This is a genomic window from Helicobacter pylori, assembly GCF_014498195.1.
GTDB classification, from domain to species: Bacteria; Campylobacterota; Campylobacteria; order Campylobacterales; family Helicobacteraceae; genus Helicobacter; species Helicobacter pylori_DO.
The window spans coordinates 59,278-74,264 of sequence record NZ_JACTGH010000001.1 but is presented as its reverse complement, the minus strand read 5'-3'; the positions used below and the strand labels follow the sequence as shown (position 1 = coordinate 74,264).

The window sequence follows — 14,987 nt, the reverse complement described above, 5'->3', positions numbered from 1 at the left end:
AAAGCGGATTTTCTTATATTCCAATCAATTGGATAAGGGTTACCCCTACTTAAGGCATCGCATCAAAAACCACGCTGATCCCATTTTTTAAAATGATAGGATTTTTTGCATCAGTGATATGGATAAAACGCACGCCATCAAGCAAGTTAAGAGCGATTTCTTGTTGTCTGTTTTCTTTAGCAATGATTTGAATGATCTTTAAGTTTTCATCATAAAAAATGATTTTGGGTTGCCACAAAGGGTTATTAGAGCTTATTTTTAAATACGCGTTTTGATTCACGATCAGCCAGTATTTCCCACTCGCTTCCTTAAACTCCACAGGATCGCTGCTCAAAACTAAAGCTCTCGCATTAGGGAGTTTGATTTTTTGTAAGACAAAGTCGTATTCCCACTCTTTTAAAGACACCCGTCTAATATCTGTAAAATCAAAACCATGCCTTTTCATCGTCTCTATCAAAATGTTAGGGTCTAAAACATATTCCGTTTTAAGCTCGTATGAAAAAACATTCTCGCCCAAAGAGCTTTGCATTTTAATAGGCAAAACATACGAATACCCCATCATGTTCAAAGAATTGTTGATGCTTTTGGCAAACGCTAGGGGATTACTTGAAGCCTTGAAAGTGATTTTTAACACGCTTGGTTTGTCAAAATTAAACGATAAAAGCCCATTTTCTTTGAGAGTGTTGAGTAGTTTCAAGGAATCCAAACGACCCATTTCATAGAAATCCTTACGATTTTTAAACAAACGCTCTAAAAAAAGCTTGTTCATGTGGTAGGATCGCTCCCCCATTAAATTCTCAATCTTATCGTTTAAAGCATCAGCGTTTAAAAGCATTCCCCCAACAATAAAAGCTAAAAAAAGCTTGTTCATTGCTGGAGCGCTTTGTATTGGGCCTCATTGATGAGCGTTAAGCCTTTATTTGGCTCGTATAAAAACCGCCTAGTTTTGCTGTCGTTATAATCTTGTTCTTGATGGTTGTTTTTAAGAATAAGATGCCCATGCCCAAAGCGTAACAACAAGCGGTGGTTTTTAGCCTCTAAAGGATAACTTTTTTTAAAAACCTTTTGAAAAGAGTTTTTCTTCTCATCTAAATCAATCACTTCCACCCAAATATCTCGTTTAGGGATAATGTAAATGGTATTAGGATTTTCTTTGATCGCTTCTTTGCCTTGCTTGTCTTGTTCTTTTGGTTTTTCTTCTAATTTAGGCGTTGGCTCTAACTTTTTTTCTTCTGTAGGACTAGCTTCATTGAAAGAACTATTTTTAGTGTCGGGCTTAATAGCGCTTTCTTGCTCTCTCTCTTCTTTTAAAGAAGAGCTGTTTTGAATGATAACGACCACTAAAATAATAACAACCACCCCTAAAACGATAACAAAGGGTTTCCATTTGGAAGACTTTCTGGATAATGAAGTATTGGCTTGATTAATGCTGTAATCCAATTCAACCTTAAGGGGTTTTTTTGCTGTTTCTTCAGGGCTTGTTTCTTGTTTTTGCTCTTCTCCCACGCCCTCTTTAAAAACACACACTTTGTCAAATTCTTTCACCCATGCGCTCAAATCAATTTTATACTCGCGCTCTAAAATCTGTATAAAACCCCTAGCATGCACCCTTGATAAAGACTCATAGCGTTTTTCCAAGATAGAATGGATATTTTTAGAAGCGATTTTAGTCGCCTTGCAAATTTCTGCCACTCCAACTTCTTTTAAAATCTGCAAATTTTTATCTAAATTTTTAAGCGATAATTCTTCTAATGCCGCGCCAGAAATATCTTTAGAAACGTTTTGAACATCAGAAAGATCTAAATTTTCTAAACTTTTTTTATTCTGTTCCATTCAATTGACCACCTAGTTGATTTTATCCATTAAGATCCCTGCTGCCACGCTCACATTGAGCGAATCAAAATCCCTTCGCATCTTCACACTCAATATAGCATCCATTTTAGCAAGGATTTTTTTAGACAACCCCTCATGCTCACTCCCCAAAAAAAGAGCGCATTTTTTTAAGGACAGATTTTCTACTTGGCTAGAGCCTTGCATGCTCGCGCCCAAACATAAAAATCCGCTCGTTTTCAATTCATTGATCAAATCCAGCGTGTTAGGCATAACGCTAAAAGGCAAATCATACATAAGCCCCAAGCTGGATCGCACAATCCCCTCATAAGCCAATTCTTTAGCAAAATCTAAAATAACGCCATCCATTCCTAAGCAATACGCGCTCCTAAAAATACCCCCAATATTCCCCACATCCGTAATGCCACAAAGCACCAAAAGTTTTTGAGCTTTTTTAATTTCTTTTAAAGAAGCCGCTAATGGCAGTTCCACTTTAGCTAAAACCCCTTGATGGTTTCCCCCCTTAGCCAAGCCTTGCGCTTTTTTATTATCTACTTTGATGATATTAGGGCATGCTTTTTTGAGCGCGAAAAAAAACTTTTTGTCTATTTCTTTAGAAAGATAGATTTCTTGCAATTTTTCTTGATGAGAGTTTAGAAGGTGCATAATCACCTGCTTACCATAAACCACTGCTTGCATGCCAAACCCCTTTTATTGATCTTTTTCTTCTAACAAACGCTGGAAATAAAGCTCTTTAGCGTTTTTTTGCGTCATAGCGGCTTCAATTTTAGCCTTAATTTTAGGAGGCAAATCCAACTCCAATAACGCCGATAACCCCATGCAAGGCTCTATTTTTTTCTCATTCAAAAGCACTAAAACCCACTCCCCTTGGATATTGCTTTTTTGCAACCGCTCTATGATTTGAGAAATTTCTCCTAAATAATACTGCTGGTGGAGTTTGGTAAGCTCTTTAGCCACAAACAAATGCATGCCTTGAGCCAAATCGTTTAAATCCTTTAAAGTCTCTAACAATCGGTGCGGGCTTTCATAAAAAACCACCGGGGTTTTTTCTTCTAAATACGCTAAAGCGTTTAAAATTTTAGCGATTTTTAAGCGCCTTTCCTTGCTCTTATGGGGTAAAAAGCCAGCATAAAAAAACCGCCCTTCTAAAAACCCGCTCGCGCAAAACGCCGTAGTGAGCGCGTTAGCCCCGGGCAAAACATCGTATTGAATGTTATGTTTTAAAGCGTAAGCGGCTAAACTCATGCCTGGATCGCTCAAACTTGGCATGCCCGCATCGCTCATCACAGCGATTTCTTTGTCAAAAAAAGAAGGCTCTATTTGGTTTAAAAATTCCTGGTCATTGTGCGAATGGAATGCGATAAACTCCCTTTTTTTAGTAGCGATATTAGGGAAAGAATGGCTGATAATAGGGTTTTGTGCAAGCAAGTGCAACAACCTCTTACTCACCCTTGTATCCTCGCATAAAAAAACCTCGCAACGCTCTAAAACTTCTAAGGCGCGTAGCGTAATATCAGCGAGATTACCTATAGGAGTGGGCAAAAAATACAGCACAAAAAGCCACGCTTTTTAAAAGAGTTACTTCAAGTTGTAGCGTTGCTTGAATTTCTCTACTCTCCCTGCAGTGTCAGCGATTTTATCGCTACCGGTATAGAAAGGGTGGCAAAAGCTAGAAATATCAATACGCATTTCAGGTTTGGTGCTTAAAACTTCAATTTCTTTCCCGCTAGTTACGCAAGTAACTTTGCATGGGATGTATTCGGGGTGAATGCCTTTTTTCATCAAGTATCCTTTATTTTTAAATTTAAACTTAAAATTATAGCATAAGTAACAACAAATTAAAACCACTCTAAAGTTAAAATAAAATTTGACTTTGTTAAAAAAATTATGATAGCATAGCGAAGCATTACGAAATTCAACGCTTGTGGCATGCACCACTTATTAGCATCTTTTGATTACACTAATTCTTTAAGAATGCTTTAGCTTTTTGTATTTTTATCTTAATTGCAACAAACTAGAAATCTCTTTTTGTTAAAAGGAAATTTAATGAACGAAAACGCGCCTACGCACAAAAGTTCGCACAAGGTCAAAACCCACACGCCAGTGAGCGGTTATCACATTGAAGATTTACGCACCTACCCTACTGAAAAGCTTTTAGAAATCGCTAACAAGCTCAAAGTGGAAAACCCCCAAGAATTCAAACGACAAGACTTGATGTTTGAAATTTTAAAAACCCAAGTCACGCAAGGCGGATACATTCTTTTTACCGGGATTTTAGAAATCATGCCTGATGGCTATGGCTTTTTAAGGGGGTTTGACGGGAGTTTTTCAGACGGGCATAACGACACATATGTCAGCCCTTCTCAAATCAGGCGTTTTGCTTTAAGGAATGGCGATATTGTTACCGGTCAAGTGCGATCCCCCAAGGATCAGGAAAAATACTACGCCCTTTTAAAAATAGAAGCCATCAATTATTTGCCTTCAGATGAGATTAAAAACCGCCCTTTGTTTGACAATCTAACCCCCCTATTTCCTGATGAACAAATCAAATTAGAATACGAATCCACTAAAGTTACCGGCAGAATGCTAGATTTATTCAGCCCTGTGGGGAAAGGTCAAAGGGCTTTGATCGTCGCGCCACCAAGGACCGGGAAAACAGAGCTGATGAAAGAACTCGCCCAAGGCATCACCTCTAACCACCCTGAAGTGGAGCTGATTATCCTTTTAGTGGATGAGCGCCCTGAAGAAGTTACGGATATGCAACGAAGCGTTAAAGGTCAAGTTTTTAGTTCCACTTTTGATTTGCCGGCAAACAACCACATAAGAATCGCTGAATTAGTCCTAGAAAGGGCTAAAAGGCGCGTGGAAATGGGTAAAGATGTGGTGGTTTTATTGGATTCTATCACCCGTTTAGCCAGAGCGTATAACGCTGTAACGCCTTTAAGCGGTAAGGTTTTAAGTGGGGGCGTGGATGCGAACGCCTTGCACAGGCCCAAGCGCTTTTTTGGAGCCGCAAGGAATATTGAAGAAGGCGGGAGCTTGACGATTATTGCTACGGCGTTGATTGAAACGGGATCCAGAATGGATGAGGTGATTTTTGAAGAATTTAAAGGCACCGGGAATAGCGAAATCGTTTTAGCGAGAAATATTGCAGACAGGCGCATTTACCCGGCCTTTGATATTTTAAAATCCGGCACACGAAAAGACAATATCTTGCTTGGCAAAGACCGATTGACTAAAGTGTGGGTTTTAAGGAATGTGATGCAACAAATGGATGACATAGAAGCCTTAAGCTTTGTGTATTCTAAAATGCAACAAACTAAGGACAATGAAGAATTTTTAAATTTAATGAATGAAAAATAAAATCCCTAATTAATCCCATTAAATTAAAAGTAATGGCATGAAAATAGGCGTTTTTGATAGCGGTGTGGGAGGGTTTAGCGTTTTAAAAAGCCTTTTAAAAGCGCAATTATTTGATGAAATCATCTATTATGGCGATAGCGCTAGAGTGCCTTATGGCACTAAAGACCCCACCACGATCAAGCAATTTGGCTTAGAGGCTTTGGATTTTTTCAAACCGCACAAGATTGAATTATTGATTGTGGCATGCAACACGGCGAGCGCTCTGGCTTTAGAAGAGATGCAAAAGCATTCCAAAATCCCTATTGTGGGCGTGATTGAGCCAAGCATTTTAGCGATCAAACGGCAAGTGGAAGATAAAAACGCCCCTATTTTGGTGCTAGGGACAAAAGCGACGATTCAATCCAACGCTTATGATAACGCCCTGAAACAACAAGGCTATTTGAATGTTTCGCATTTAGCCACTTCCCTTTTTGTGCCTTTGATTGAAGAAAGTATTTTAGAGGGCGAATTGTTAGAAACTTGCATGCGTTATTATTTCACTCCCTTAAAGATTTTACCTGAAGTGATTATTTTAGGTTGCACGCATTTTCCCTTAATCGCTCGCCAAATTGAGGGCTATTTTATGGGGCATTTTGCCCTTTCAACGCCCCCCCTACTCATCCATTCGGGCGATGCTATTGTTGAATATTTGCAGCAAAAATACACCCTTAAAAACAATACGTGTGCATTCCCTAAAGTGGAATTTCATGCGAGCGGCGATGCGATCTGGCTAGAAAAACAAGCTAAAGAATGGCTCAAATTGTAAAACGCTAAATGCTTTCCATCCACAAATCCCCGCTTTACTAAAAAATCTAGGTGTTTTTGAATAATCATGCGATCAATGGCTGTAACTTGCGATAAATCACTAAGATTTAGTCCATCCCCAAAAGCATGCAAGCAAAACAGAGTGAATTCCCCTATATCTTCAATTCTTGCTAGATGAAGGCTTAACTTATACCCCTGATAAGGAATACTCACATCTATAAAACTAATGCCATATTCCACTCTCATAGCTCCTAAAATCATCTCTTTATAACCCTTAATTAATTCTGCACTATAAAGCACGAACGCACAATCAAATTTAATTTTAAGCAAAGGGTTAAGTCTTTTTGGGGTAGGAAATATCCATGCAGACTTTAAAGAACAAAACCTTTCGTTAGTGTCTGTTGGGATATTTTAAGTTAAAAAACCCCTCGCTTTTAGCAAGGGGTGGTTTTTGCGTTTTTGGTATTCCTTAATCCTTTAAGATTTTTGGAAACCACCTTTTGTATTAACGTTCTTGATTCCATGCTCTGCATTTTCCCTCGCCAAGCAGTAATATCCTGTAGAAAATGCATTGGCTAAAAATTGCGTAAAGCCAGACTTAGCATCTTTTACAGCATTGTTCAACTTGGTGGAAAACTTGAACGAATCAGAATAATCTTTCATATTCTTCTGGTTGAAGCCAATTTTATCATACTCTGACAAAGGAACGCTTCCTACATTATGTGCAACTATCTTATCATTCACAAGCTTGAGCCACTCAGGGTTTTTTTGCGTTAGCATACCGGTTGCTTTTTCATTGATTGCTCCACTTTGGACATTGCTATTAATGCGTGTGTGGCTGTTAGTAGCGTAATTGTCTAGTTTCGCCGACAAACTAGCAGGCACTTTTTTTGCACTTTCAACCCATAGATTCACAGAATTGTTTTTTGTAGAATCTTTGAGCTTGTCTATCGTTTGCTCTAGATTGCCAAAATAACCTGCTTTAGCTTCTGATACCGCCTGATTGAGATTGTCAATTTTCTGAGCCAATTTTTGATTCCTTGAAAGCCCTACCTTACTGAGATCATCAACTTTATCATGCCTTTTCAAAGGGAAAGGTCCGCCGAGATCATCAATCGTAGCATAAATGGGTTCAGGGCTAACTGATCGCCCTACCTTACTGAGATCATCAACTTTATCATGCCTTTTCAAAGGGAAAGGTCCGCCGAGATCATCAATCGTAGCATAAATGGGTTCAGGGCTAACTGATCGCCCTACCTTACTGAGATCATCAACTTTATCATGCCTTTTCAAAGGGAAAGGTCCGCCGAGATCATCAATCGTAGCATAAATGGGTTCAGGGCTAACTGATCGCCCTACCTTACTGAGATCATCAACTTTATCATGCCTTTTCAAAGGGAAGCCCGCTACTTGCCCTACACCACCCAAACCACTTGCTATTTGATTGAGTCGGTCAATTTTTGCATTTACCTTTTTAGCAACTTGAGCATAAATGGGTTCTTCAGGGCTAGCTACTTGTCCTGTTTTCTTTTTATTAACTTTAGCATAAATGGGTTCTGTGCTGTTTTTGAGTCCATTATTGTTATTGTTATTGAAATTTCCAAGTTTTGCATTCAACTCTTTCTTGATGTCCGAAAAGTTTTTAGAAAGAGTTGTGGCTTCTGCTTGAGATAACCCATTACCGACTAGGGTTCCGTTTACACCATTCTTAACGGATTGATATATTTCAGATTTTTTTCCAGTATTGAAACTTTCATTTTTTTGAGCTTGTTGAGCCAATTGCTCCTTTGAGAAATTTTTGAGATCGGCTAACGCTTGCTCTACCCTACTGAAATCACCCGTTGCTTTAGCCACTGATACCGCTTGATTGAGATTATCAACTTTATCCGTTACCTTTTGATTGATGATCACATCTTTAACGGAATTTTCAAGGTCGCTTTTTGCTTGCGTTACCTTGCTGAAATCCTTATTTTTGCCATTTTTGAAGTCATTCAAAGCTGCATTAAGGTTTTCAACTTTTGAAATCCATTCTGGATTGATACCTAAATCTTTCACCGAGCCTTTAAGGGCTTTTAGCGTTTCTTCTGCCTTGCTGAAATCCTTATTTTTGCCATTTTTGAATTCATCAAAAGATTTACTAAAGTCTTTCAAATTCTTGTTGACATTTTCAAGTTTATCAGACAATTCCCTTTTGATGCCTTTAAGATTTTGAGCGTAAGCGATTGCTCTTGCATCCCTATTAGCCTCTTTATTGATCAACGAAAAAATCTCATCTTTTTGGCTGTTAGCTTGAGCTTTTGCTTCCATTTTATTTTTGTTGCCGCTTTTGCTCTCCAATTTTTTCTCTACTTCTTTCTCTAAATGCTCTCGTTTCCTTAGAGATTTTTCAAGATCTTTCTGAGCTTTTTTCACCTCGTCATAGTTGCCTGTGTTTTTAGCGTCAGCTACAGCTTTATTGAAGTTTAAAGCTTTTCCAACCAATTCTTTGTTGCTGCTCAAAAAATCTTTGATAAGCTTATTAGCTTCTTGTAGGGACAATCCTTTAGCGGCTAGTTTATCCTCTAAATTCCGCCTTACGAAACTAGTGATAGCGAGATTATTTAAATCAGGCAAATTAAAGACAGCTACCTTGTTAAAGCCTGCTTCTAAATGGGAAACGCCATTCGTAGCGCCTACACCCTTATTGGGATTCTTGGAGGCGTTGGTGTATTTGAAATTAGAATAATCAACAAACATCACGCCATCATGTTTTAGGTTACCTTGAAGAGTGACATTTTTCTCCCTATCTAAAGCTTTATCTGCTTTTTTCCCATAATCTTTGAGAGTGTAGCTCAAACCCCCCTTATTAAACTCAGTAATTAAAGCTGAATGTTTTGGGTCTTTTTTAGAAACAAAAGCAATACGATCATTCCCTAGGGCGTCTAAATAAGGCTTAGAGTCTTTTTGGAAATCCTTAATCTCAGTTCGGAATTTTTCCTTCTCTTTCTCGCTCAAGTTGTCTAATTTAGCATTGTTTTGTGCAAGAAATTCCATGAAATCTATTTTGTTTTGGATCTCTTCTTGACTCAATGCTCGTTGTGAGCCTGTGAGTTGGTCTTCTTTGTAGAGATAAAAACTAGGGTTGTTAATCCCTTTCTCACCACCTGCTATGACTAAGCCACTGCCGTTTTTCATATGCACATTAATTATTGTAGCCACATTGTTACCTTGTTGGTCTTTATAACCAACGGTGGCGTTCCAATCGTGCTTGGCTCCAAAACCACCATTGCCCGCATACAATAATGAAACTTTTTCAGGTTCTATGCCATTATGACTCCCCATTAACACAGAAGACAGAGTGTTATTGTGAATCAATAATTGATTGAACTTGTAATTGGGATCAATGTCGGCGACACCCTCAACATCTAACATTTCCATATCGCCAAGAGTGAATTTAGAAAAATTACCCCTTTCATCAAGCAAATCCCTAGATTCAGGCGGTAAGCCTTGTATGTGAGTGGTGCTAGTGGCTATATCTGGTTGGACATGGGGAACTGGTTCTTGATTGATTGCTTCTTTGACATCAGAAGATTGTTTTTTGTCAAATATAAATGATAAAAAAATATCCAACCAATCCCCACTAGTAGGCTCTCCATTTTTTTCTGCTTCTTGCCTTTCTTTCAAGGATTCATCAAACACGCCCATGAACTTTTGATCCGTTCGGATTTGATTCCCTATGATAATTCCTGCAAAAGATTGTTTGGCAGATTTCAAAAACTCTGCTTTTTCTTTGTCATCAGAGATAGGGGGTTGTATGATATTTTCCATAAAATTTCGGATCGATCGGGTGTTGATTTTAGACGGATCGTTTTGATGGGACACCCAACTTGTGAAAATTCGGTAACGCTGATCCCCAAATTTCTGAAAGCTCTTTGTGGAAGATTCTACATCAATGAGATTGTCTTTGTTGATTAAATCATTGCTCTTATTGATAAAGTCTGAAAAATACTGATTCTTTTTGGTAGGATTTTTGATCGCTTTATTGGAGTATTCTTCCCTTAATTGCGAGATTCCATCAAAAGCTTGCCTGTTATCCCTATCATTCTTATCAACGATTGGTTTTTGATCAGGATCAAATGAAGCGACAGCGTTATCAAGCTTAAGAAAAGCTACCTGAAGATTATTGATAAATTGCTGCGGGTTAAAAGCCGCTTCGGTTTGTGGTTGTTGGTCAATAGTTTCGTTAGTCATTGTTTCTCCTTACTATACCTAGTTTCATACCTATCGGTATGGTATCAAAGACTGCTAAAAAGCGCTACACACTTTGAGTAATCAATATCATGTCTTTGAACATTATCATTATACCTAAAATATTTAGAATATTTGGCATTTTTTCATTAATATTGAAAAAGTCCGATCGTTGCAAGCGTCTAAAGGCTAGGAACGATTCACATTTTTACCCACAATTAACAAAAATTTGCTAGAATGGGAGAATTTTAAGAAGAAAAGAAACTAAGAAATGAGCCTTTTTGAAGAAATCAAATGCAACGCTAAAGATGGTTGGAGAAATGGTTAGACGAGGTGAGTGCATGAAGCGTTCTAAAAATAGTTTGGTTTGTGTGTGCCATACTTATTATAGTATGTATTTGTAATTAAGCGTTTGTGATCCACATTGGGAAATAAAATGGAAAACAAATCAATAGGACAGATTTTCAAAGAGAGTCTCAAAAAAAGTTTCTTTAGTGGTCTATGGAGTTGCTTAAAATGGAGCTTTATCCTCACTCTGATCAGCTTGGGTTTGTTTTTGCTTGTTTTTAGGTTTCAACCTGAGACGATTAAAAAATACATCAAAGATCCTAAAGATCTACAATTCTACAATGACTTGAGAAAGAAAAATGGTTGGGACAAGTAGGTTTATTGTTCCTAAATTATGTCAGTTGCCAAACAAAAGCGTCGGTTTTGATTTAAATTATAAAGTAGCGCTTGTATGAATAGTATAAAAATACTTTTTTTGGTATACTCAAACGATTGATTTCAATTTGAAAGGAAACGCATGAAATTTTTTACAAGAATCACTGACAGCTACAAGAAAGTTGTAGTAACTTTAGGGCTAATGATAACGACCAATCCTTTAATGGCGGTCACCAGTCCTGCATCAGGCATTACTGAGACTAAAGCTTTGGTTGTTCAGATCATTTCTGTTCTAGCGATCGTAGGGGGGTGCGCTTTAGGGGTCAAAGGCATAGCGGATATTTGGAAAATCTCTGATGACATCAAAAGAGGTCAGGCGACTGTTTTTGCTTACGCGCAACCCATAGCTATGTTAGCGGTGGCAGGCGGTATTATCTATTTGAGCACTAAGTTTGGCTTCAATATTGGCGGGAGTGGAGGAGCTAGCTAAATTGATCAACAATAATAATAGTAATAAAAAGCTAAGAGGCTTTTTTTTGAAAGTTCTCTTAAGTCTCGTTGTTTTCAGTTTGTATGGGTTAGCAAATGATGATAATCAAGCCAAAAAAGAAGCGCTAGAAAAAGAAAAAAACACTCCCAGTGGGCTTGTTTATACGAATTTAGATTTTGATAGTTTTAAAGCGACTATCAAAAATTTGAAAGACAAGAAAGTAACTTTCAAAGAAGTCAATCCCGATATTATCAAAGATGAAGTTTTTGACTTCGTGATTGTCAATAGAGTCCTTAAAAAAATAAAGGATTTGAAGCATTACGATCCAGTTATTGAAAAAATCTTTGATGAAAAGGGTAAAGAAATGGGATTGAATGTGGAATTACAGATCAATCCTGAAGTGAAAGACTTTTTTACTTTCAAAAGCATCAGCACGACCAACAAACAACGCTGCTTTCTGTCATTGCGCGGAGAAACAAGAGAAATTCTATGCGATGATAAGCTATACAATGTTTTATTGGCCGTATTCAATTCTTATGACCCTAATGATCTTTTGAAACATATTAGCACCGTAGAGTCTCTCAAAAAAATCTTTTATACGATTACATGTGAAGCGGTATATCTATAAAGAGAGGGGTGTTTGTGGCAAGCAAGCAGGCTGATGAACAAAAAAAGCTAGTTATAGAGCAAGAGGTTCAAAAGCGGCAGTTTCAAAAAATAGAAGAGCTTAAAGCAGACATGCAAAAGGGTGTCAATCCCTTTTTTAAAGTCTTGTTTGATGGGGGGAATAGGTTGTTTGGTTTCCCTGAAACTTTTATTTATTCCTCCATATTTATATTATTTGTAACAGTTGTATTATCTGTTATTCTTTTTCAAGCCTATGAACCTGTTTTGATTGTAGCGATTGTTATTGTGCTTGTAGCTCTTGGATTCAAGAAAGATTATAGGCTTTATCAAAGAATGGAGCGAGCGATGAAATTTAAAAAACCTTTTTTGTTTAAGGGCGTGAAAAACAAAGCATTCATGAGCATTTTTTCCATGAAGCCTAGTAAAGAAATGGCTAATGACATCCACTTAAATCCAAACAGAGAAGACAGACTTGTGAGCGCTGCAAACTCCTATCTAGCGAATAACTATGAATGTTTTTTAGATGATGGGGTGATCCTTACTAACAACTATTCTCTTTTAGGCACAATCAAATTGGGGGGCATTGATTTTTTAACCACTTCCAAAAAAGATCTCATAGAGTTACACGCTTCTATTTATAGCGTTTTTAGGAATTTTGTTACCCCTGAATTCAAATTTTATTTTCACACGATTAAAAAGAAAATCGTTATTGATGAAACCAATAGGGATTATGGTCTTATTTTTTCTAATGATTTCATGCGAGCCTATAATGAGAAGCAAAAGAGAGAAAGTTTTTATGATATTAGTTTTTATCTCACCATAGAGCAAGATTTATTAGACACTCTCAATGAACCCGTTATGAATAAAAAGCATTTTGCAGACAATAATTTTGAAGAGTTTCAAAGGATTATTAGAGCCAAGCTTGAAAACTTCAAGGATAGGATAGAGCTTATAGAAGAGCTATTGAGTAAATACCACCCCACTAGATTGAAAGAATACACCAAAGATGGCATTATTTATTCCAAACAATGCGAGTTTTATAATTTTTTGGTGGGAATGAATGAAGCCCCTTTTATTTGCAACCGAAAAGACTTGTATCTCAAAGAAAAAATGCATGGTGGGGTGAAAGAAGTTTATTTTGCTAATAAGCATGGAAAAATCTTGAATGATGATTTGAGTGAAAAATATTTTAGCGCTATTGAGATCAGTGAATACGCCCCTAAATCACAGAGCGATTTGTTTGATAAAATCAACGCTCTAGACAGCGAATTTATTTTCATGCATGCTTATTCGCCTAAAAACTCACAAGTTTTAAAGGACAAACTAGCTTTCACCTCTAGAAGGATTATTATTAGTGGAGGCTCTAAAGAGCAGGGCATGACTTTAGGTTGCTTGAGCGAATTAGTGGGTAATGGTGATATTACGCTAGGCAGTTATGGTAATTCTTTAGTGCTGTTTGCTGATAGCTTTGAAAAAATGAAACAAAGCGTTAAGGAATGCGTCTCTAGTCTTAACGCTAAAGGTTTTTTAGCCAACGCAGCGACTTTCTCTATGGAAAATTACTTTTTTGCCAAACATTGCTCTTTTATCACGCTTCCTTTTATTTTTGATGTAACTTCTAATAATTTTGCTGATTTCATAGCGATGAGAGCGATGAGTTTTGATGGCAATCAAGAGAATAACGCTTGGGGCAATAGCGTGATGACGCTAAAAAGCGAGATCAATTCGCCTTTTTATTTGAACTTCCACATGCCTACTGATTTTGGTTCAGCTTCAGCAGGACACACTTTGATACTCGGCTCAACCGGTTCAGGTAAGACAGTGTTTATGTCAATGACCTTGAACGCTATGGGACAATTTGTTCACAATTTTCCTGCTAATGTCAGCAAAGACAAGCAAAAGCTCACTATGGTCTATATGGATAAAGATTATGGCGCTTATGGGAATATTGTCGCAATGGGTGGGGAGTATGTTAAGATTGAGCTAGGGACAGATACAGGATTAAATCCTTTTGCTTGGGCGGCTTGTGTGCAAAAAACAAATGCAACAATGGAGCAAAAACAAACGGCTATTTCTGTTGTCAAAGAGCTTGTGAAAAACTTAGCGACCAAAAGCGATGAAAAAGATGAAAATGGCAACAGCATCTCTTTTAGCCTAGCAGATTCTAACACGCTTGCAGCGGCAGTAACCAACCTTATCACAGGAGATATGAATCTAGATTATCCTATCACTCAACTTATTAATGCTTTCGGGAAAGACCACAATGATCCTAATGGGCTTGTCGCGCGATTAGCGCCTTTTTGCAAATCAACCAATGGTGAATTTCAATGGCTTTTTGATAATAAAGCAACAGATCGCTTAGATTTTTCAAAAACGATTATTGGCGTTGATGGGTCAAGTTTCTTAGACAATAATGATGTTTCGCCCTTTATTTGTTTTTACCTTTTCGCTCGTATCCAAGAGGCAATGGATGGGCGTAGATTTGTCTTAGATATTGATGAAGCTTGGAAATATTTAGGCGATCCAAAGGTCGCTTATTTTGTAAGAGACATGTTAAAAACTGCAAGGAAAAGAAACGCTATTGTTAGACTTGCGACTCAAAGCATCACTGATCTTTTGGCTTGCCCTATTGCTGATACGATTAGAGAACAATGCCCTACAAAGATTTTTTTGAGAAACGATGGGGGCAATCTTTCTGATTACCAAAGATTAGCTAATGTTACAGAAAAAGAATTTGAAATCATCACTAAGGGACTAGATAGGAAAATTCTCTACAAACAAGATGGAAGCCCTAGCGTTATCGCTAGTTTTAATTTGAGAGGCATTCCTAAAGAATATTTGAAAATTTTATCCACAGATACTGTATTTGTCAAAGAAATTGACAAGATTATCCAAAACCATAGTATCATAGATAAATATCAGGCCTTGAGGCAAATGTATCAACAAATAAAGGAGTATTAAA

Annotated in this window: 13 protein-coding genes and 1 pseudogene; 7 read left to right on the top strand and 7 right to left on the bottom strand. The window is 37.5% G+C overall.

Going from position 1 to position 14,987, the window contains the following annotated elements:
* Positions 1–49: 49 nt before the first annotated feature.
* Genes H7N67_RS00345 through rpmE form a run of 5 tightly spaced genes read right to left on the bottom strand, consistent with a single transcriptional unit; the run spans position 50 to position 3,633 of the window.
* Entirely contained in the window at positions 50–871 is an 822-nt protein-coding gene (locus H7N67_RS00345; RefSeq protein WP_187938678.1) for a hypothetical protein, read from the bottom strand.
* Positions 868–1,833: a sialidase gene (locus H7N67_RS00340; protein WP_187938677.1), complete on the bottom strand. Its 966-nt coding sequence runs from the start codon at positions 1,831–1,833 to the stop codon at positions 868–870. The genes H7N67_RS00345 and H7N67_RS00340 overlap by 4 nt, the downstream gene beginning before the upstream one ends.
* 12 nt (positions 1,834–1,845) lie before the next feature.
* Complete coding sequence (gene rlmB, locus H7N67_RS00335; protein ID WP_187938676.1) at positions 1,846–2,529, bottom strand: 23S rRNA (guanosine(2251)-2'-O)-methyltransferase RlmB; 684 nt, start codon at positions 2,527–2,529, stop codon at positions 1,846–1,848.
* 12 nt (positions 2,530–2,541) lie between these two features.
* Positions 2,542–3,405 carry a 16S rRNA (cytidine(1402)-2'-O)-methyltransferase gene (gene rsmI, locus H7N67_RS00330; protein WP_187938675.1) on the bottom strand — a complete coding sequence of 288 codons (864 nt, stop codon included), beginning with the start codon at positions 3,403–3,405 and terminating at the stop codon, positions 2,542–2,544.
* A 24-nt stretch (positions 3,406–3,429) separates the two neighbouring features.
* Positions 3,430–3,633 carry a 50S ribosomal protein L31 gene (gene rpmE, locus H7N67_RS00325; protein WP_000715278.1) on the bottom strand — a complete coding sequence of 68 codons (204 nt, stop codon included), beginning with the start codon at positions 3,631–3,633 and terminating at the stop codon, positions 3,430–3,432.
* A 264-nt stretch (positions 3,634–3,897) separates the two neighbouring features.
* Here rpmE and rho point away from each other — a divergent pair, with 264 nt between their 5' ends.
* Together rho and murI are read left to right on the top strand one after the other, a co-directional pair.
* Positions 3,898–5,214 (top strand): transcription termination factor Rho, encoded by a 1,317-nt coding sequence (gene rho, locus H7N67_RS00320; RefSeq protein WP_187938674.1) that lies wholly within the window; start codon positions 3,898–3,900, stop codon positions 5,212–5,214.
* Positions 5,215–5,251: 37 nt separating this feature from the next.
* A complete protein-coding gene (murI, locus tag H7N67_RS00315; RefSeq protein ID WP_187938673.1) occupies positions 5,252–6,019 on the top strand; it encodes a glutamate racemase in 768 nt (255 codons plus the stop codon).
* Here the strand turns inward: murI and H7N67_RS00310 are convergent.
* Positions 5,959–6,279, bottom strand: a complete 321-nt coding sequence (locus tag H7N67_RS00310) for a MarR family transcriptional regulator (protein ID WP_232262977.1) — start codon at positions 6,277–6,279, stop codon at positions 5,959–5,961. The genes murI and H7N67_RS00310 overlap by 61 nt on opposite strands.
* Before the next feature lie 49 nt (positions 6,280–6,328).
* Here H7N67_RS00310 and H7N67_RS00305 point away from each other — a divergent pair.
* Positions 6,329–6,433 (top strand): annotated as a pseudogene (locus H7N67_RS00305) (RNA-guided endonuclease InsQ/TnpB family protein); the annotation flags it as partial.
* A gap of 62 nt (positions 6,434–6,495) precedes the next feature.
* On the opposite strand, the gene cagA reads toward H7N67_RS00305, so the two are convergent.
* Positions 6,496–10,248, bottom strand: coding sequence for a type IV secretion system oncogenic effector CagA (gene cagA, locus H7N67_RS00300; RefSeq protein WP_187938672.1), 3,753 nt, complete (start codon positions 10,246–10,248; stop codon positions 6,496–6,498).
* A 433-nt stretch (positions 10,249–10,681) separates the two neighbouring features.
* On the opposite strand from cagA, the gene cagB reads away from it, so the two are divergent.
* From cagB to cagE, 4 genes are all read left to right on the top strand, one after another.
* The gene (gene cagB / locus H7N67_RS00295; RefSeq protein ID WP_000428894.1) at positions 10,682–10,909 is read left to right on the top strand and encodes a cag pathogenicity island protein B; all 228 of its coding nucleotides are present in this window, start codon (positions 10,682–10,684) and stop codon (positions 10,907–10,909) included.
* A 141-nt stretch (positions 10,910–11,050) separates the two neighbouring features.
* Positions 11,051–11,398, top strand: a complete 348-nt coding sequence (locus H7N67_RS00290; protein WP_187938671.1) for a CagC family type IV secretion system protein — start codon at positions 11,051–11,053, stop codon at positions 11,396–11,398.
* Between the two features lie 4 nt (positions 11,399–11,402).
* On the top strand, positions 11,403–12,026 hold the full coding sequence (cagD, locus tag H7N67_RS00285) for a cag pathogenicity island type IV secretion system protein CagD (protein ID WP_187938776.1): 624 nt from the start codon (positions 11,403–11,405) through the stop codon (positions 12,024–12,026).
* Between the two features lie 8 nt (positions 12,027–12,034).
* On the top strand, positions 12,035–14,986 hold the full coding sequence (cagE, locus tag H7N67_RS00280) for a cag pathogenicity island type IV secretion system ATPase CagE (protein ID WP_187938670.1): 2,952 nt from the start codon (positions 12,035–12,037) through the stop codon (positions 14,984–14,986).
* The last annotated feature ends 1 nt before the right edge of the window (position 14,987 follow it).